Source organism: Micromonospora sp. SD19, from assembly GCF_054462275.1.
Genome location: NZ_JBTLMN010000002.1, coordinates 986,277 through 1,006,141 on the forward strand (window position 1 = coordinate 986,277; position 19,865 = coordinate 1,006,141).

14 protein-coding genes are annotated in these 19,865 nt (G+C 65.9%); 6 read left to right on the top strand and 8 right to left on the bottom strand.

The window, feature by feature from the left end; all coding sequences use genetic code 11:
* Positions 1-5: 5 nt before the first annotated feature.
* Positions 6-1,100: a fatty acid desaturase family protein gene (locus ACX27O_RS11780; RefSeq protein WP_458939401.1), complete on the top strand. Its 1,095-nt coding sequence runs from the start codon at positions 6-8 to the stop codon at positions 1,098-1,100.
* Between the two features lie 251 nt (positions 1,101-1,351).
* A complete protein-coding gene (locus ACX27O_RS11785) occupies positions 1,352-2,143 on the top strand; it encodes an SDR family NAD(P)-dependent oxidoreductase (RefSeq protein WP_458939402.1) in 792 nt (263 codons plus the stop codon).
* Between the two features lie 150 nt (positions 2,144-2,293).
* Here the strand turns inward: ACX27O_RS11785 and ACX27O_RS11790 are convergent, their stop codons facing one another.
* Together ACX27O_RS11790 and ACX27O_RS11795 are read right to left on the bottom strand one after the other, a co-directional pair.
* A complete protein-coding gene (locus ACX27O_RS11790; protein WP_458939403.1) occupies positions 2,294-3,562 on the bottom strand; it encodes a helix-turn-helix domain-containing protein in 1,269 nt (422 codons plus the stop codon).
* Entirely contained in the window at positions 3,510-3,671 is a 162-nt protein-coding gene (locus ACX27O_RS11795) for a hypothetical protein (RefSeq protein WP_357997029.1), read from the bottom strand. Before ACX27O_RS11795 ends, ACX27O_RS11790 begins: the two co-directional genes overlap by 53 nt.
* Before the next feature lie 216 nt (positions 3,672-3,887).
* On the opposite strand from ACX27O_RS11795, the gene ACX27O_RS11800 reads away from it, so the two are divergent.
* Positions 3,888-5,246 carry a hypothetical protein gene (locus tag ACX27O_RS11800; RefSeq protein ID WP_458939404.1) on the top strand — a complete coding sequence of 453 codons (1,359 nt, stop codon included), beginning with the start codon at positions 3,888-3,890 and terminating at the stop codon, positions 5,244-5,246.
* Between the two features lie 39 nt (positions 5,247-5,285).
* Positions 5,286-5,792, top strand: a complete 507-nt coding sequence (locus ACX27O_RS11805; protein WP_099853043.1) for an NUDIX hydrolase — start codon at positions 5,286-5,288, stop codon at positions 5,790-5,792.
* A gap of 109 nt (positions 5,793-5,901) precedes the next feature.
* Here the strand turns inward: ACX27O_RS11805 and ACX27O_RS11810 are convergent, their stop codons facing one another.
* The 3 genes from ACX27O_RS11810 to ACX27O_RS11820 form a co-directional block, all read right to left on the bottom strand.
* Entirely contained in the window at positions 5,902-6,723 is an 822-nt protein-coding gene (locus ACX27O_RS11810; protein WP_458939405.1) for an SPFH domain-containing protein, read from the bottom strand.
* A 224-nt stretch (positions 6,724-6,947) separates the two neighbouring features.
* Positions 6,948-9,188, bottom strand: a complete 2,241-nt coding sequence (locus tag ACX27O_RS11815) for a hypothetical protein (RefSeq protein WP_458939406.1) — start codon at positions 9,186-9,188, stop codon at positions 6,948-6,950.
* Positions 9,181-9,768: a toll/interleukin-1 receptor domain-containing protein gene (locus tag ACX27O_RS11820; protein ID WP_458939407.1), complete on the bottom strand. Its 588-nt coding sequence runs from the start codon at positions 9,766-9,768 to the stop codon at positions 9,181-9,183. Before ACX27O_RS11820 ends, ACX27O_RS11815 begins: the two co-directional genes overlap by 8 nt.
* 542 nt (positions 9,769-10,310) lie before the next feature.
* Here ACX27O_RS11820 and ACX27O_RS11825 point away from each other — a divergent pair.
* A complete protein-coding gene (locus ACX27O_RS11825; protein ID WP_458939408.1) occupies positions 10,311-11,606 on the top strand; it encodes a helix-turn-helix domain-containing protein in 1,296 nt (431 codons plus the stop codon).
* Between the two features lie 182 nt (positions 11,607-11,788).
* Here the strand turns inward: ACX27O_RS11825 and treZ are convergent, their stop codons facing one another.
* Genes treZ through glgX form a run of 3 tightly spaced genes read right to left on the bottom strand, consistent with a single transcriptional unit; the run spans position 11,789 to position 17,935 of the window.
* Complete coding sequence (treZ, locus tag ACX27O_RS11830) at positions 11,789-13,513, bottom strand: malto-oligosyltrehalose trehalohydrolase (protein ID WP_458939409.1); 1,725 nt, start codon at positions 13,511-13,513, stop codon at positions 11,789-11,791.
* Positions 13,510-15,816 (bottom strand): malto-oligosyltrehalose synthase, encoded by a 2,307-nt coding sequence (treY, locus tag ACX27O_RS11835; protein ID WP_358128733.1) that lies wholly within the window; start codon positions 15,814-15,816, stop codon positions 13,510-13,512. The genes treZ and treY overlap by 4 nt, the downstream gene beginning before the upstream one ends.
* Before the next feature lies 1 nt (position 15,817).
* Entirely contained in the window at positions 15,818-17,935 is a 2,118-nt protein-coding gene (gene glgX, locus ACX27O_RS11840; protein WP_030332618.1) for a glycogen debranching protein GlgX, read from the bottom strand.
* Between the two features lie 316 nt (positions 17,936-18,251).
* On the opposite strand from glgX, the gene ACX27O_RS11845 reads away from it, so the two are divergent.
* A complete protein-coding gene (locus ACX27O_RS11845; protein ID WP_458939410.1) occupies positions 18,252-19,691 on the top strand; it encodes a glycosyltransferase family 4 protein in 1,440 nt (479 codons plus the stop codon).
* Positions 19,692-19,865 lie beyond the last annotated feature (174 nt).

A 19,865-nucleotide genomic window follows, 5' to 3' on the forward strand; every position in this document is an offset into this window, starting at 1 on the left:
TGGTCATGGCTGACGGCGGAGCCGACGAGCTGATGGGCGTGGCTGACAAGGGAGTGGCGACGTTGAGAGATACGGATCTTGGCACCCGCAGCGACCGGGGTAGTGAGTACGCCGACCTTTCCCGCCTGGTCCGAAACACGGGCCTCCTCGACCGACGACCCCGCCGCTACGCGGCCCGGGTGACGGTGATCCTGGCTTGTCTCGTACTGATGGGCGTGCTGTTCGTGCGGCTCGGGTCGTCGTGGTGGCAGACGGCCATCGCGGCCGGCGTCGCGGTGCTCCTCGCGCAGCTGGCGTTTCTCGGTCACGATGCCGGGCATCGGCAGATCTTCCGCTCCCGCCGGGCGAACGACGTGGTCGGCCTGGTGTGCGCCAACCTGGTGACCGGGATCAGTTACGGATGGTGGGTTGACAAGCACAACCGCCACCATGCGAATCCGAACACCGAAGGCCGCGACCCCGACCTCGTGGTGACTCCGCTGTCCTTCACCCCCGGTCAGGCTGCGGCGCAACGCGGCCTGGGGGCGCTGTTCGTCCGGCACCAGGCGGCGCTGTTCTTTCCGCTGCTGCTGGCGGAGGGTCTGCACCTGCACGGCGCCAGCGTCCGGGCGGTCGTCAGCCGCGGCGGACTCAGGCGTCGACGCACCGAGGCTGGCCTGCTCGTCGTGCATTTCGCCGGCTACCTCGGGGCCGTCTTCCTGGTCTTGAGCGTTCCGCAGGCGATCGTGTTCATCCTGGTCAACCAGGCCCTCTTCGGGCTCTACCTGGGCAGCTCCTTCGCCCCGAACCACAAGGGCATGCCGATCCTCACCGAGGCCGACAACCTCGACTACCTACGCCGACAGGTCCTCACCTCCCGCAACGTGCGCGGTGGCCCGTTCCTCGACGCGCTCCTCGGTGGGCTCAACTACCAGATCGAACACCACCTCTTCCCCAGCATGCCCCGACCCAACCTCCCCCGCGCCCAGCCGCTGATCCGTCGGTTCTGCGTGGAACACGACATCGCCTACCACGAAACGAGCCTCATTCAGTCCTGGGCGCAAGGGCTGGCACACCTACGGGCAATGGGTGCCGCATCGACGCGATCGGGCAACCGCTGAGACTGGTTGGTCTCCGGCCACTGTTCTTGGCCTTGCCGAGGGCCGGCCGGGGTCGCGGTCGCCTGGCCACTCGGCTGCCTCGGCCGGCCAGGGGAACCGGTCGGGCGTTGCGCTCAGGCGGGACCACACCAGCGTCAGCCACTCACGCGGTACTCATCAGATGCTCATCGGTCTGCGGCAAGGTCGAGAGGAGCGCCTGCCGACTTGCGGCAGGTGCACCGGTCGGCGACCACTCACTAGGAGAGCAGCACGTGGACCTGCAACTCAGCGGCAAGACGGCATTCATCAGCGGATCCAGTCAAGGCATCGGTTACGCGACCGCGAAGGCCCTGGCCGGCGAGGGCGTCGACGTGGTCCTCAACGGCCGCGACCCGGCAAAGCTGGCCGAGGCTGTCGACGTGTTGCGTCGGGAGGCGCCCGGCGTATCCGTCACTGGCATTCAAGCCGACTTCTCGGTTGCCGATGACGTCGACAGGCTGTGCGACGAGCTGCCCAGCGTTGACATTCTCATCAACAACGTCGGGCTCTTTGAGCTCAAACCTTTCGAACTCATTTCCGACGAGGAATGGCGGCTCTACTTCGAGGTGAACGTGCTCAGCGGGGTCCGGCTCGCGCGGCACCTCATGCCGGCGATGCTCGATCGGGGGTGGGGCCGGATCGTGTTCGTGAGCAGCGAGTCGGGCGTCAACATCCCCGCCGACATGCTTCACTACGGCACGTCCAAGACGGCGATGCTCGCAGTGGGTAACGGCCTGGCGAAGCTGACGAAGGGCACTGCGGTGACCGTCAACTCGGTGCTGGGCGGCCCCACATATTCCGCCGGCGTCGCCGAAACGGTCAAGTCGCTGGCCGATGCCCAATCCCTGCTGGAGGACGACCTGAAAGTGGCGATCATCGGTGCCAACCAGACCTCCCTGCTGGGACGCTTCATCGAACCGAGTGAGATCGCGAACACCGTGACCTTCCTCGCCAGTCCCGCCGCGTCCGCAATCAACGGATCGGCGGTACGCGTCGATGGAGGCGTGCTGACAACGATTCTGTGAGTCCGCGGCGGCGACGCTGCTTCCGTCGCCGGTCGAGCAGGACCTGGGCTGCGGTCCTGACCGCGATGCAGGGCATCGGGGTCAGGACCGCGCATCATGACGCCCCGGCGTAGCCACGCGCCGTCGTCCTGGGCCGGAGTAGCCGGCCAGTCAGCGGGTGAGGCCGACCAGCGTCGCCAGTCGCGCCACGCCGGCCGGCGCCGGGTTCGCGCGGGCGATCTCGGCGATCACGGTACGCGCCAGAGGCCGGCACCGAACCTCAGCCGGCGCGACACTGTCCGCGTCCACCAGCGCGCGAGCGGCCCCGCGCAGGTCACCCACCTGGAGGTACGCCCCTGCGACATCAACCAGGTACGCGCCCCGATACTCGGCCGGCAACCGCCGGAACGCCTCCCGCCGGATCGCGGCCGAGTGCCTGTGCAGCGCCTCGTCGGCATCACCCCGTTGCGCCGCTGACAGCACCCGCGCCAGGTCGACGACGATCGGCCCGAAGCTGGTGCGGTGCGTGTCGTCGTACCCCCGAAGGTTTGCGGCAACGCCCATGGCCCGGTCGGTCAGCTCCCCCGCCCGGTGGTGGTCGCCGCTGCCAGCGGCGGCGAGAGCGGCCTGCACCAACAACGTCCCACCCACAGCCCACTCCCCCGCGCCCTCACCCTCGCCCTGTCGATCATGAGATTGACGGGCACTTTGATCTCCACGGAGCCCGTCAACCTCATGATCAACGCGGCGAGGTGGGAGTGGGAGGATGCGGTTTGCCGCAGTGAGGGTTGCCGTTAGGGCCAGGTGGTTTCGGGCTGCGGCGCGTAGCGCCTGGGCTACCGAGATGGCTGCTGTTGCCGCCAGGATCTGGTTGTCGCCGGCGGTGGCCATTGCGCGGTCGGCGGCCAGCCAGGCCAGGTCGGGCTCGTCGAGCTTCACCAGCAGCGACGAGGTGATCCGGTACGCCTGCACCAGCAACTCCGCCGACCGCGCGCTCTGGGCGGCGTCGAGCAGACCCGGCAACAGGCGCACCAACTGCCCGTAGTGCGCATGCTGGTAGGTCAACCAGGCATGCCCGACCTGCCGTCGCAGCTCGTCCGTCTGCGGTGGAGCCTGCGGGACGTCGTAGCGGGCGAGCGCCGCCCGGATATCGTCCACCCCGTCCGGCGTGCCCGCCGGAGTGCTCCGCGGCTGGCCGAGCAGCACCTCCGGGTCGACCCGCAGGACGTGGGCCACCTCCTGAATCACCGAGTACCGGTCCAGGGGGCGGGCACCCCGCTCGATCTTGTCCACCCAACTCTTCGACCTGCGCAACCGATCGGCGAGCATCTGCTGCGTCATCGACCGCCGTATCCGCCAACTCGCCACCCGGCGGCCGATAGGGATGTCATCGCTGGTCACGCCGCCACCGCCGGTCCGGGACCGCGCGGGTCGTGTCATCAACGGGTACGCGCTCCGCCTCGGCCTGGGCGAGGAGGCGCTGCTTGGCAGCCTCCCGCTCGGCCGCCTCGGACTGCTTACCCTTGTTCGCTGACTCGTCGCCCTGCATTGACACCTCCGCCGGCCGGGGTGTGACGTTTGCCGTCACTCAGAACCCCTGCGATCAGCGAAGCGGGCTGCCGGTCGACGGACCAGATGGCAAGCGATGCGCTCGGTTGCGCTGCTCAGGACGTGGGTTGCGCAGGGTTGCGCGGGTCCCCGTAGGACTTCGGCAACCCATAGGCTCGTCACTGTTGGTAGTTGACTGATGCCTGGAGGCGGAACCATGGCGCGACCGGTGACGAACGTAGCGTTCGAAGGGCTGCTACTCGCCGCCGGCTACGGTAACGCTCACGCCGCCTTCGCTCGACAGCTCAACCACGCCGGCCGCAATGTGGGCGCTTGGCGCTACGACGCTGCCAGCGTCTATTGGTGGTTGCGCGGTCGGCGGCCTGGCGAGCACGTCCAGGCCGCAATGGCTGAGACCCTAGCCCGCAAGCTCGGTCGTTCGGTCGGCGTGACCGAGCTGGGCTTTGGCGCGGCCGAGAGCATCGGCATGTGCGTCTACCCCGCGACCGTCGATGGGGCGATCGCTACCGCCGAGCTGATCTGGACGAGGTTGACCAAGCGCCTCAACCAACAGGACAGCGGGGTGTTCGATAGCGGCAAAGCGCTAGAGGCGGCGCTTGGCTGGCGGTATGACCTGCCCGACAAGGCGGTCAGCCGGAGCGGCCGGCAACAGGTCACCCCCACCGACGTTCAATCGCTGTACGCGCTGGCGGACCACTTCACCGATCTTGATCGACGTCATGGCAGCGGCTCTTCGCGCACCCGTGCCGTCATGGCCGACTTCCTGGTGCGTCAGGTCGCGCCGATGCTGCACGGCACCTACACCGATGCCGTGGGATGCGACCTCATGCGCGCAGCGGCAACGCTCTCCGGCCAACTCGCCTTCATGTCGTACGACGCCGGCGAGCACGCGATGGCGCAACATCATGTGACGCTTGGCCTGCGGCTCGCCAAGGCCGCCGACGACCGCCTCTACGGTGCTCACCTGCTGGCCAATCTGGCCACTCAGGCTGTGTTCTTGGGGCACGCCCGAGAGGCGGGGCGGCTCATCGAAGCGGCCATTGACGGGGCCGGACGCGCACCCGCCGCAGTCCTCGCTCGCCTGCATGCCACCGCAGCTACCGCCTACGGACAGTCGGGCGAGCGACGTGCGTGCCAGCTCGCCCTCACTAAGGCTGAACGCGCTCTCGACCGGACGGGCACAGAGCCCGGTCCGCGCTGGGTCGGATACTTCAGCCCCGCCCACCTGGCCGGGGCCGCGCTGAGGTGCCTGGGCGACCTGCACCTGTACAAGCAGGCCCTTCGACACGCTCCGGAGGCGCTCACCCTTGCCGGCCAAAACACCCGGACGCGCGCCCTGCACACCGCCCTCGTCGCCATGACTCATGCCCGCGCTGGAGACACCGACGCCGCCTGCAACTGGGCCTCAAAGATCGGGCAACCTGCAGCGAGCATCCAGTCGGAGCGTGTTCAACAGCGCGTCCGTGAACTCATCGCCACGCTAAGCCCTCGGCGGGCATCGCCCCAGGTCAACGAAGTCCTGCACACCCTCGCTGCCATGCCAACACCTATCTAGAGCCGAACGCGCCCAGACATCTCCGCTAGCGTCACCGAGGTGACCTGGACTGAACCCGCCACGTGGTATGCGAACCTAGCTTCCTTCTACGCCGCCGCTGCAGCCTTCATCACTGACCAGGACGACAACGTGTTGCTTGTCAAACCCACCTACCGCGACTATTGGGCCTTTCCGGGCGGCTACGTCGACGAGGGCGAGTATCCACACGATGCGTGCGCCCGCGAGGTCCGCGAGGAGTTGGGCGTCGCCGTGGAGGTGGGCGACCTACTAGTCGTGGACTGGGCACCGCCCGCCGGGGAACGACCTCGCGCGATCATAAGCTTCACGTTCGATTGTGGGACAATAACGAGTCTCGACAAGCTTGAACTGGCCGGTGAGGAACTGACAGGGGCCGCCTTCTTCTCAGAGGGTTCTGCCGCCCAGCGTCTTCCCGCCAGCGTTGCTCCAAGAGCCCGCTCCGCGAGACTAGCCCGAAGCCAATGCACCCCGGTTTACCTCACCGCCGGCCGGAGTGTTCCGGGCAAGAGGGGGAAAGATCGTCGGTAGGCACGGTCAATCGCATCCGGGCAGCAACATCGCAACCAGCCTGAAGAGTAGAAATATTCGACAGGACTTCTTATGGATGCCTGCATCTGAAGACTCGGGCGCGAGCAGCTCAGCGCTCGACACCGTTGAATGATTGATCACCGCCAGACGACCTTTGCGGTGGGGCACTGGGCGCCTTCTTCAACTTCATCTCTGGAAGAACCGACGACTCGGACCAACCTAGGCCAGTGGAGCCCTTCCGGACAGCAGCTTCGCGAACCCGGTTGGTCAAATCGTCACGGAATTTCTCAATGTCGACAGCCTGCATAATGCCACTTTCAATCAAGTACTTGACCAGATCCGCGAATCTAGTGTCGCGCGCCTCCTCCTGCTCCACCCCTGCCCTCCAAGCCTCGTTAAGCATCTCAAAAAGCTTCTCAGATCCATTCGGATGTTCAGCAGCATGTGCGAGCAGCAATTCGTAGGGATCCATCTCGAGGTCGCGCATTGCAATCAACGCAGCCTTGCGCCTTTCCAGCTCTGCAGCATGCTCGATTTGCTTGATCTCGTTGAGACGGATCGCCTCGACCTTAGCGCGTTCGTGTTGTTCCGCCGCAAGATCGCGGCTGCGCGACGCACCTCTTAGATCCTCAAGATACTCAAAAGCCGTCCGGTCGGGCGTCAGTCGCACATTGAGACGATAGATCGTTATTCCTTCAGGAAGCGGGATATCCCGATAGAACTCTGCGTTGAATTTATCCTCGGCTAGATGAATCTCCTCAAGATCGAAACTTCGGGTGACGGCCCTGAGCTCGCTACTCACATAATTGAGAATCACAGAGGCGCCGTACGTCACATAACGACGGACTATCTCGGCTGGATCCGTCACGCGGAAACCTATATCGACCACCGCTTCCAAGAAATGGGCGTTCCTGGCGGTTGGTAAGTCCATACCCCCAAGCCTGGCGATGCGACGTTGATCAGATACGTCTACTTCGTGTCGGATCCAGCTAGATGTGGTTGAATGCCGAGCCCAGGGGCGCCCACCGCCTTGCGGGATCTGCACCCTGCCATCCGCATCCGAATACACAATCGCGACACCCGGGCGCAAGGCTGGGTTCTTTTGCCAGCCAGGCCGAACGAGTGCAGATCGAAGGATTGGACGAAACCCATTTGTCATAGCGAAAACTCCGAGCTCGTCGTGTTCAGATCGAGTTGCTCAAGTTGCCGCTTCAACGCAGCGGCGGTGGCCGTCAAAGGCTGCAAATGGTCCGCCTGCCCCCAGTGATCCACTATATGATGAACTATCTCCCGGACGCGAGGACTGTACGAGCTGACACCCACAAGCAGATATGTTAAAACTTGGCGCATCGCTGGAGTTCTCTCCGCCATGACAGCCCAATCAGTGAGAGTGGTAGCAGCGTCAAGAGAATTTCCGGAGTGCAGCACGCTCGCCCACATAAGGCAAAGCTCGCTCCGAATTTCTTGATCCCGGTCCGCTAAAACGAGGAGTGTCGGCCACAATTCAGGAGTGAGATCTGGGTGAACATCGGGCACCTCGGTGAGCAAGGACGTCGCGGCTTGGAGAAAAGCCATTTGTGCAGCAAATTCCCGCCGGTAGTTCGGAAGCCACTCACAAAGAGACGTCAGCACAGAACCGGATAGTTCACAACTATCCCTCCCGGCTAGGTCAGACAAGCTCCGGGAAACAGCTGCCGTGACGTCGAGATCACCGCACCCTGCAAGCCTACCGAGCCGATCGATCAGCCATGTTGGATCGCTCAAAGCTAGACTAACCCCGTAACTACGGGCAGCGGTGGCCTGTTTCCTTCGCTCCCGCTGCAATCCGTGCCATGTCTCGATAAGGCGCAGGACGTTAGCGGCCGTGAGCGGATTCGCTGCCGGCACCCGCAGCGCGTTAGCAACTGCCTCACGCCGCAGATAGCTCTCATCACCCGCCCATCGCTCGAACATAGAATGGTGAAGGTAGTCGAAATTTAGAATTGAGAGCAGCCCTAAAGCAGTGGCCGCTCGAATCCGGACACGTTCTGACTGCTCCTCTCCAGCCGCGAGATCCAGCAGCCAGGCGAGCATCTCCTTACTCCTACCGGACCGCTGCCAGAAATGCTCAATGACACGTCGCGGATAGGTCCGATCTGCATACTCGACAGCTTGGACCACTGAACGCCCGTAAGGCCCGCGGGAGTACACCTTCCGTGTACGCGCTCGGAACTCTTCGAGCCTTGCGGCGGAGGCCGTCCGTCCCACCTTAGTCCCGCGCCTATTCTTCGCAGGTTCTAGCCCTTCAGCAAGGACCGTAGAGGCATCGGAAACAACCTCGTACGGAAGACCGTCGAGTACCGCGAGCGTTACGGCGAAACAAGCGTCTTCGAGATCATTGAATCCTTCCATCCAGATTGTGAAGTTGTCGACATCGCGCCGATTCATCATTCGCCTCAGAACAGCTAGGTCGACGGTGCCGTCTTTCGTTATCTGATGGATGATGTCAGCAAGATGACCTGCCCGCCGACAGGGCAGCGTTGGCGGTAGCAGTTCATCAATAGCTTCACGAACACCCTCTTGCGAAAGCAAATCGTTCGCCTGCTTGTCGAAGCGCCACCGAAGATGCTTCTCGACGATGGCACGGTGGGAGGGTGGCTCGAAGGGAGGGAGCCGATAGTCTAGTGCCTCTTCATCATCAAGCCGAGTTTCCGTCCCAGTGACTATGATCAGTCGAGTCTTCGCCTCGATTAGCGCGTGATCCAAATTCCGTAGGTCACGTCCGGACAAGCTTGACATCGCGGCAGGCTCCGTAAGTATGAGGCCTACGCCGGATATGGCGTCGTCGGAACTGGTTCGTCCGGCACTGATTGCATCGTTAAGCTGCGCAAGATTGACGTGGGAATCTACCATGTATATGGGTTCGTGGTTTGCCTCTGCAAGAAGTCGAATGGCAAGCGTTGTTCTCCCACTACCCGCGACGGATTGCATAATGGATGCATGCCGGGTCATGAACTCAGTCTGGATGCTGCTCCACTCGCGCGGCGGAACAAATGCATGGATGGACCGATCGAGCAAGAGAGGCGAGATTTGACTCATACGGGCTAGATTTTCAGCACGACCGAATGAAATGACGTACTTGTCACCGCCGACTAGGTCGCCGCGAATAATTACCTGTTCTGCTTCTTGCAGCCATTCCTGTCGATCAGTGGCGGCGCCAGGCCGACCTCTCGCTTCACCGCCCCGGAGGGGTGCACCTGTGCTGGGCTCGTGAACACCATTGGTAGGTGGTCCGCCATCGGATCCCCCATTCACGTTTTTAGAGGTTTCGCTGGAATCGCTGAACTTGGCAGCCTTTCGTGTCTCGCCGCCGCCCTGAATCGGGACCTCTGAGGTAGCGGCAGCGTCGTCACTCATTACGCATCACGTACTTTGAGCCGTTGACGACATCTCCACCTACCCGTACAGCACCATTGAAGGTGATACCGGTTGATGTGAGCCCGGAACTGCTCGCCTCAACTTTCACACCTGGACTTTCGGAGACCATAAACTCTCGAAGACCACGAAACAGGCGCGTGAGGTCTTGATCAATGCTTCGGTGACGGAACGTGAGGTATTGCCTATCAGCTAGAGCGCTAAGCGACGCTGGGAGCTCACCGGCCTTCAGCCTGACGGCTCCCCCAACCAGGACGGGGATGACACCGATGCCTATTTGCAGCGCAAATTCAATCTCCTGTCGCACAAAGTCGTCCTCGCGGTCTATACGCCTTCCACGCTCCCCGTCGCGAAGCAACCACTTGGGCCCCACTACGACGACCATCGCAACGCATTTCGCGAGCTGCCCCCATAGAATTGACCGAAAGTCAGATCCGAGCGGGATTGATTTACTGTCGAAGAACGCTGTTCCCTCTCCAAATTTTTGGTCGATGGCTTCGGCCAAGAGCACTGCTGTCGACGGATCGTCGTTGTTGCGGTAGCTGACAAACACCTTCGCCACTTGGGCCCACCCCGAGGTTAGATCACATGAACCGAGACCATTCAGATTTGCGATCGATGCTATATGTCATACAGGCACCCTGGGGTGCACCGTATCGTTAGACCTGACTGCCCGAAGGTCCATCACTCGATGATCGTCCGTTGAGGATTCTGGGGCCACCCGGTGACCGTTGACCGCTTCAGGAGACACGGGAAACCTTGTCAGGAGAGGCAGCCAGCTTCCGTCTCGCGGACAACCCCAAGCGGATGCACCTGCAGCGATCGCCCAACCGAACGCAAGTGCAGAGGTTAGTTCGGGCCACAAGAGGGCCACCGCTGCGCCACTGAAGGTCAAGATGCCGACGGGCACCCAGCGGGTTCGGCTTGAACGAAGGAGTTTCACTTAGATCATCCAATCCTTGGGATTCAGGCCGCCGGACTCTTCCAATGAATCACGGTCGTCGGCTAGGTTCGTTTCAGCGCTCGTGATTAACAGCTTGCACGTCGGTGAGATCAACGGAAACCGTTGACCGGCTCGCTGGCCCTTAGGAAACGGGAGACCATATGAACAACAACATCGAGGGAGATCCCGCGCATTTCGGAAGTAGACTGCGGAAGCTGCGCATTGATGCGGGGCTATCGCTTGCTGACCTAAGCCGGATAGTCCATTACAGTAAGAGCTACCTCAGTAAGATCGAGAATGGCCTTAAGGTCCCCAGCCTAGATCTTGCGCGTCGATGCGACGCACAGTTGGAGGCAGGCGGAGCTTTGGCTGCGCTCGTCCAAGAACTGCCGCCAGCCGCCACTCTCAGCGCAGCACGGCCTGCGGATATTTGGACCATGGGGCTCAGCCCCGACGGGCGTAGTGAATTCACCGGCCTGCATAGACAAGACCTTCATTCGGCGGGAGTGGTGACGGTCTTCAACTGGCATCTGCGGCCAACGGTTAGTCCACGGCATACCGAGGGCGCGACCTTACCCGCGTTCTTAACGATGTTCCAAGAGGCGCGTCGGCTTGGACAGACGATCTCCCCTGCGGCGCTGATCCCGGTGCTCGTTGCGCAGACCAACGCCCTTCGGGTAATGGCGCCACAGGCGCAACCTGACGAGCGAAGTCGCCTGTTGATATTGGCTGCGCGTTTTGCCGAGTACACCGGCTGGATGGCTCAGGAAGCGGGGGATGATGATGCCGCAATGTGGTGGACAGACCATGCCTGTGATCTAGCGGAAGCGGCCGAATTCCACGACCTCGCCGCATACGCACTTGTCCGCCAAGCTCTGATTACGATGTACCGCCATGACGCAAGCAATACCATCGAACTGGCGAGGCTCGCGCAAGAACAGACGCAAAATCCGAGGGTCTGCGGGCTAGCAGCACAACGGGAAGCCCAAGGCCACGCGCTCGCTGGAAACTACGAGGAATGCTCTCGCGCACTTGACCGCGCGCGTGATTTTCTTAGTCGGCCGCACATCGAGGAGGGCCCTATTATCGGAACATCCACCCTGAGCGATCCCGTTACGCTAGTCACCGCCTGGTGTTTGCACGATCTCGGACGCCCACGGGAATCTGCCGAGTTATTCGAATTCGCTCTGCCGCAAATCCCTGCACATGCCCACCGAGCGAGAGCACGCTACACCGCCCGGTATTCACTTGCCCTCGCCGCAGTCGGAGAGACAGAGCGTGCGTGCCACGAGGTCGATCAGGTTCTGGAAACCTTAGCGCGTGCCAACTCCGCGACGATCCAGCTCGATCTGCGGAGGCTGATGCAAGAACTGAGTCGGGCACAGCACAATCTCGCCGCTCGTGATGTTGTGCCACGTCTGGCCGAGGCGCTGTCACCGGCGAAACTGTTGTTCTGACGGCTCGGCAAGCAGATCCGAAGTGGAACCAGGCAGAGCAGATCGATATGAATCGATCGCTGCCGACAACGGCCAGATCACTCTTATGATCGATTTCGCACGGCTATGCAGGCAATTCCGTGAGCATGCTAGGAGTAGCTCCTTGGGCCACGACCGCAGATTGATCCGAATTGAGCAGCCTGTCAGAGCGCCACAATCGCCGCAGTCTCCGCAGGCAGCTCGATCCGGTCCCGCATCACGGTGACCCCCTCCCCCGTGGCAAGAAGCACCCGCCGAGCCACCCCAGGCAACGACACCCCCTGCCCACGCCCAGCCAAGTTCGCCACGACCAGCGTGTCCCCCCGCCGCATCACCAAAAACTGATCCCCGTGCTGCACAGAAACCGCGTTCAACCGAGGATCCGAGAGATCAGGAAGAGACCGCCGCAGCCCAATCAACCGCTGGTAAAACGACAACATCGAAGCATGCTCAGGCTTGTCCAGCTCCGCCCAGTCCAACCGCGACCGTACGAACGTCTCCGGGTCCTGCGGGTCCGGCACGTCCCCCTCAGGCCACCCGTGCGACGCGAACTCCCTTCGCCGCCCCGTCCGCACCGCAGACGCCAACTCCGGCTCGGGGTGCGACGTGAAGAACTGCCACGGCGTGGAGGCCGCCCATTCCTCCCCCATGAACAGCATGGGAGTGAACGGCGCGGTCAGCAGCAGCACAGCGCCAACCCGCAGCAGCGCGGGCGACAACGAAGCGGAGATCCGATCCCCGGTAGCCCGGTTGCCGATCTGATCATGGTTCTGCAAATACGCCACGAGCCGATGACCAGGCACCCGCGAATCCAGCGGCCGCCCATGGTGCCGATTGCGGAAGCTCGACCAGGTCCCCGCGTGGAAGAACCCACCGGTCAGCACGTCCGTCAGCGTCTCCAGGGAGCCGAAGTCGCCGTAGTACCCCTGCCGCTCCCCCGTCAACAACGTGTGCAGCGCGTGGTGCGCATCGTCGTTCCACTGGGCGTGCAGCCCGAACCCACCAGCCTCCCGAGGCGTGATCAGCCGCGGGTCGTTGAGGTCGGATTCGGCGATGAGCGACAGCGGCCGACCCAGGTGCGTCGACAGAGCCTCGACCTCAATCGCCAGCTCCTCCAGAAGCGGCACCGCCCGCGAATCCGGCAGCGCGTGCACGGCGTCCAGGCGTAGCCCGTCGACGTGGTAGTCGCGCAGCCACATGAGGACGCTGTCGATGATGTAGCGGCGAACCTCGTCGGACTGCGGGCCGTCCAGGTTGACCGAGCGCCCCCAACTGTTGCTCTGCTCGGCGAGGTAGGGCCCGAACTGCGGCGCGTAGGCCCCGGAGGGCCCGAAATGGTTGTAGACAACGTCGAGGATCACCCCCAGCCCTTTGGCGTGGGCGGCGTCGACGAACCGTTTGAGGCCGTCGGGGCCGCCGTAGGGCTCGTGTGGGGCGTACCAGCAGACGCCGTCGTACCCCCAGTTGTGTTCGCCGTTGAAGGCGTTGACCGGGAGCAGTTCGATCAGGTCGACACCGAGCGAGACGAGGTGGTCGAGGCGGTCGATGGCGGCGTCGAAGGTGCCGTCCGGGGTGAAGGTGCCGATGTGCAGCTCGTAGAGGATGCTGCCGGGCAGTTGCCGCCCGGTCCACGAGCTGTCGGTCCACGCGAAGGCGGAATGGTCGTAGCGGCGGCTGGGCCCGTGCACTCCCGCAGGCTGCCACGGTGACCGGGGGTCGGGCAGTGGGGTTTCGTCGTCGTTCAGCAGAAAGGAGTAGTCGAGGCCGGCGTCGGGCACCTCGACCCGCCACCAGCCGTCGGCGGCGGCGCGCATCTCGTGGTCGGTGTCGCCGGCCAGGCGCAGCCGCACCCGGGTGGCGTCCGGTGCCCAGACGGAGAATTCGGTCATGAAACGGCCTCCTCGGCAGCGGTGGGAGGAGCCAGCAGAGCGACGGGATAGTCGGCCAGGAGAGTGTCCAGCGGCGTCTCCCCGCCACTGTAGACCCGCCCGGTGAACAGGTCCTTCATCTCGTGAACGGGAAGTGACAGGGCTGTGTCGCACCACCCGCCGGCGCGGGCCAGGCCCAGCGGCAGGCGGGTCGCCACGGCGATCACGCCACCCCGGTCGAAGGCCAGGGCGTGCCGGCCCAACGGCCCGTGCGCGGGCACCGGTCGGTAGGTGGTGAACAGCTCCGGGTGCGCCCGCCGCAACCGCAGGGTCCGCGACACGACGAGCAGCTTCGCCGCTCCGTCGGTGTCGATCGGGGGACGCCAGCCGCCGTCGATTCGTGCCAGCAACTCTCGGCGTACGTCGAAGTCGACCGGGCGGCGGTTGTCGGGGTCGACGAGGGAGTTGTCCCACAGCTCGGTGCCCTGGTAGGTGTCCGGCACCCCGGGCATGGTGAGCTGGATGAGCTTCTGCCCGAGGGAGTTGCACCAGCCGGCCGGGGTGATCGCGGCGGCGAGTTCGGTCAGCTCGTCGTGCAGGCTCGGGTCGTCGTACATGCGGTCGACCACCTCGTGCAGTGCCTGCTCGAAGGCCGGGTTCGGGTCCGCCCAGCTGGTCGAGGCGCCGGCCTCCCGGGCGGCCTTCTCGACGTACGCGTGCAGCCGCTCCCGTTCGATCGGCCACGCGCCGACGGCGGTCTGCCAGAGCAGGTGCGCGAACGCCGGGTCGGGCAGCGGCGCGTACTCCATCCAGGTCTTGACCTGCTCGGCCCAGCGGCCCGGCAGTTCGCTGAGCACGGCGAGGCGGGCGCGGACGTCCTCGCCGCGTTTGGTGTCGTGGGTGGAGAGGGTGGTCATGCTGGCCGGCCAGCGGACCTGCTGGGCGGCGGCGAAGCGGTGGAACTCCGCGGGTGGCACCCCGAAGCGGGTGGGGCTGTCGCCGACCTCGTTGAGCGCCACGAACCGGGTCCACCGGTAGAACGCGGTGTCCTCCACGCCCTTGGCCATCACCGCGCCGGTGAGCTGGGGGAACCGCATGCCCAGCTCGTCGTCGGGGTTGCGCAGCCGGCGGGTGATCGCGTCCAGGGCGGCGGCAAGGTCGGGGCGGCGGCGGCCGGCCTCGGAGCGGGCGGCGGCGAGGTGCCGGGCGCCGTGCGGCGGGTAGCCCCGGTAGACGTCGAACGCGGCGGCCAGCTCGGCGAGCGCCGCGCGGGCCTGCTCGGTGGGCACCTCGGGGGCGAGAGCGGCCAGCCGGGTCAGCTCGGCGGCGAGCAGTTGGGTGGCGGCGGCCAGCTTGGTGGTGTGGGTCAGGTCCTCCCAGGAGGTACGCCGACCGGCCAGCTGGGTGTCCAGCACCGTGAAGTCACCCTCGGCGTCGATGTCGATGAACAGCCCACCGGCCATGGCCAGGGCGTCGTAGCCGGTGGTGCCGTCCACCGGCCAGTCCGGCAGCTCCTCGCCGTACTCCAGGATCTTCTCCACCACGAGCCAGGCGTCCGGCGCGGCGGCCCGCAGCCGGGCCAGGTAGCCGGCCGGGTCGCGCAGGCCGTCCGGGTGGTCGACGCGGATGCCGTCGACCTCCCCGGCGGCGGCCCAGCGCAGGATCAGCTCGTGGGTGGCGGCGAACACCGCCGGGTCCTCCACCCGCAGGCCCGCCAGGCCCGCGATGGCGAAGAACCGGCGGTACGTCAGCTCGGCGTCACCGCGCCGCCAGGACACCAGCTCGTAGTGCTGCCGGTCGTGCACCTCCCGCGCGGTGCCGTCGCCGGTGCCGTCGGCGACCGGGAAGCGGTGCTCGTGGTAGCGCAGCTCCCCGTCGACCAGCTTGAGGTCGTCCAGGGCGCCCGCGTCGTCGGCCAGCACCGGCAGCAGCAGCCGGCCACGGTCCCAGTCGATGTCGAACCAGTCGGCGTACGCCGAGTCGCGCCCCCGGCGCAGCACGTCCCACCAGGCCGGGTTGGCGGCCGGGACGGCCACCCCGGCGTGGTTGGGCACGATGTCGACGACCAGGCCGAGGCCCTTGTCGCGCAGCGCGCGCAGCAGCCGCTGCCGGGCGGCCTCCCCGCCCAGCTCCGGGTTGACGGCCCGGTGGTCGACCACGTCGTAGCCGTGCTGGGAGCCCGGGGTGGCGGTCAGCAGCGGGGCGCTGTAGAGGTGGCTGACGCCGAGGTCGGCCAGGTAGTCGACGATCGCGGCGGTGGCGTCCAGGTCGAAACCGGGGCGGACCTGGACGCGGTAGGTGGCCTTCGGAGGGGTGGCCGGCATGTCAGATCATCCTCTCCAGCACGACGAGGGAGCGGTCCGGCACCCGGATGGTGCCGCCCGCGCTGATCACCGTGGCGTCGTCCGGCTCCGGCTCGGCGGTGCTGATCACCCGCTCCCACTTCTGGCCGTACTCGCTGCCGGGCATGGTGAAGTCCAGTGGCGCGTCGTGGGCGTTGAAGCAGAGCAGGAACGACGCGTCGTGGTGCTTCTGGCCGTACTGGCCGCGCTCGCGGATGCCCTCGCCGTTGACGAAGAGCGCCACCGAGCGGCCGAAGTCGTTGCCCCAGTCCTCGCCGGTCATCTCCCGCCCGTCCGGGGTGTACCAGGCCAGGTCGGGCAGCGGCTCGTCGATGCCGCGCCCGCCCACCGGCAGGCCGGTGAAGAACCGGCGGCGGCGGAACACCTGGTGTCGTTTGCGGAACGCGGTGAGCGTGCGGACGAAGTCCAGCAGCTGCTCGTCGGCGTTGTCCCAGTCGACCCAGGCCAGCTCGCTGTCCTGGCAGTAGACGTTGTTGTTGCCGTGCTGGGTGCGGCCCAGCTCGTCACCGTGGCCGATCATCGGCACGCCCTGCGACAGCATCAGGGTGGCCAGGAAGTTGCGCCGCTGCTTGGCCCGCAGCGCGAGCACCGCCTCGTCGTCGGTGTCGCCCTCGACCCCGCAGTTCCAGGACCGGTTGTGGCTCTCGCCGTCCCGGTTGTCCTCGCCGTTGGCCTCGTTGTGCTTGTCGTTGTACGACACCAGGTCGTTGAGGGTGAACCCGTCGTGCACGGTGACGAAGTTGATGCTGTGGAACGGGCGGCGGCCGTCGTCCTGGTAGAGGTCGGCCGAGCCGGAGATGCGGGACGCGAACTCGGCCAGGGTGGCCGGCTCACCGCGCCAGAAGTCCCGCACGGTGTCGCGGTACTTGCCGTTCCACTCGGTCCACAGCGGCGGGAAGTTGCCCACCTGGTAGCCGCCGGGGCCGACGTCCCACGGTTCGGCGATCAGCTTCACCTGGCTGACCACCGGGTCCTGCTGCACCACCTCGAAGAAGGTGGACAGGCGGTCCACCTCGTAGAACTCGCGGGCCAGGGTGGCGGCCAGGTCGAACCGGAAGCCGTCGACGTGCATCTCGGTCACCCAGTACCGCAACGAATCCATGATCAGTTGCAGGGAGTGCGGGCTGCGCACGTTGAGGCTGTTGCCGGTGCCGGTGTAGTCGACGAAGTAGCGGGGGTCCTCCTCGCTGAGCCGGTAGTAGCTGGGCGCGTCCACCCCCTTGAAGCTCAGCGTCGGCCCGAGGTGGTTGCCCTCGGCGGTGTGGTTGTAGACCACGTCGAGGATGACCTCGATGCCGGCCGCGTGCAGCGCCTTCACCATGCCCCGGAACTCCTGGACCTGCTGGCCGAGCCGGCCCAGCGCCGAGTAGCCGTGGTGCGGGGCGAAGAAGCCGATGGTGTTGTAACCCCAGTAGTTGCGCAGCCCCAGGTCGGCGAGGCGGTTGTCGTGGATGAACTGGTGCACCGGCATCAGCTCGATCGCCGTCACCCCGAGCCGGGTCAGATAGTCGATCATCGGTGGGGAGGCGATGCCCGCGTACGTGCCGCGCAGTTCCTCCGGGATGTCCGGGTGGCGCATGGTCAGCCCGCGTACGTGCGCCTCGTAGATCACCGAGTGGTGGTAAGGGGTGCGCGGCGGCTTGTCGTTGCCCCAGTCGAAGTACGGGTTCACCACCACCGACTTCGGCATGAACGGCGCGGAGTCGGTTTCGTTCATCCGCTCCGGCTCGTCCATGTCGTAGTCGTAGACCGCCGGGTCCCACGTCACGTCACCGTCGATGGCCTTCGCGTACGGGTCGATCAGCAGCTTGTTCGGGTTGCAGCGCAGCCCGTTCGCGGGGTCGTACGGACCGTGCACCCGGTAGCCGTAGCGCTGGCCCGGCTCGATGCCCGGCAGGTACGCGTGCCACACGTAGGCGTCCACCTCGCGCAGCTCGACGCGGCGCTCCGCGCCGGTGTCCCACTCGTCGAAGAGGCACAGCTCGACCCGCTCGGCCACCTCGGAGAAGATGGCGAAGTTGGTGCCCATTCCGTCGTAGGTGGCGCCAAGGGGGTACCGCTCGCCCGGCCAGACCTGCATCTTGCTCCCTCAACCCATGGTGATGTGCGCACCGGCCGACGCTGCCCCGCGCGCAGGCAGGTAGTGCCCGCTGCCCGTGCGCGCCAATCCATCCTTTCAGGCGGTGCCCGGAAACCACCTGTCTGATGCGACCTAAACCATCGGGTGTCCTCCGTCACGATGGCCCTTTTCGAGATGCGTTCTTGGGCCGGATGCCCTTTCCTTGTTCGGGGGCAAGCGTCCGCTCGCGCCCGCCAGGCCCTCGGCCACCCCTTACACCTCTCGCTCCGCCGCCACTGACGCCGGCGCGCACCACCATGCATGGACGGAGATTGATGTGACGACCCTGCGGGTCGACGAGCAGCTCGCTGCCACCAAGGACCGGGCCCACCGGCCCACAGTCACCTCACGGCCCAACGCGCAGCCCGGCCCGAGCCCGCAGTCCGGCCCGGTCGTGCCGGCGCAGTCCGGCCCCGGGGTGCCCCCGCAGACCCGCCGCATCCTCATGCTGTCCTGGGAGTACCCGCCGGTGCTCGTCGGTGGCCTCGGCCGCCACGTGCACGCCCTGTCGGTGGCCCTGGCCGCCGCCGGCCACGAGGTCACCGTGGTCACCCGGCACAGCGAGGGCGCGCCCCTGGAGGAGTACGCCGAGGGCGTACGCATCCTGCGCGCTCCCGAGGACCCGGTCACCTTCCCCCTCGCCACCAGCTCGCTGCTGGCCTGGACGATGGCCTTCAACCACACCCTCACCCGCACCGCGCTGCGCGCCACCCAGGCCGGCTCGTACGACGTCATCCACGCCCACGACTGGCTCGTCGCCCACACCGCGATGACGCTGCGCGAGCACCTGGACATCCCGCTGGTCAGCACGATCCACGCCACCGAGGCCGGTCGGCACCAGGGCTGGCTGCCGGAGGAGATGAACCGCACCATCCACGGTGTCGAGCACTGGCTCAGCAGCGAGTCCAACCGGGTGATCGTCTGCTCCGGGTACATGCGCGACGAGGTGAACGCGCTGTTCGGCGTACCGGCCGGGAGGGTCGACGTGGTCGCCAACGGCGTGGAGCCGCACCGCTGGCGGGTGCCCGCGAGCGCGGTGGCCGCCGCCCGCGCCCGGTTCGCCGGGGACGGCCCGCTGGTCACCTTCGCCGGCCGCCTGGTGTACGAGAAGGGCGTGCAGCACCTGATCGCCGCGCTCCCCCGGCTGCGCGAACGGCACCCCGGGCTGCGTGCCGTGATCGCCGGCGACGGCCCGTACCGCGCCGAGTTGGAGGCCGAGGTGCACCGCCGCGGCCTCGGCGGCATGGTCAGCATGCCGGGCTTCCTCGGCGGCACCGACCTGCCGGCGCTGATGGCCGCGTCCGACTGCTTCGCCGTGCCCAGCATCTACGAGCCGTTCGGCATGGTCGCCCTGGAAGGCGCCGCGGCCGGTGCGCCGCTCGCCGTCGCCGCCACCGGTGGCCTCGCCGAGATCGTCGAACCGGGTGTCACCGGGATGACCTTCCGCCCGCACGACCCGGACAGCCTGACCGACGCCGTGCACGCCCTGCTGTCCGACGCCGACCGCACCCGTGCCATGGCCCGCCACGCCCGCCGGATGGTCCACGACCAGTACGGCTGGGCCGCGATCGCCCAGCACACCGCCGCCAGCTACGCCGCCGCCATCCAGCACGACGCCGCGTTCACCGCCGAGCGCGCCGAGCAGCGGATGTCGCAGGGCCGTGCGCTTCCGGCGCTCCCCGAGGGCAACCTGCTCGCCGCCGCCGGCCTGCGCTGACCCACACTGGCTGCTTGCGGTTGATCGACTCGGTTTCCTTGAAGTCGGGGTGTCCCAGTGCCGGGGACACCCCGACTTCCTGAAAGCCGAGTCGATCACGCTGGGCCCGTCGGGTGTGGTGCCGGTCGGGCCGAGTCGATCACGCTCGGCCCGCCGGGTGTGGTGCCCGTCGGG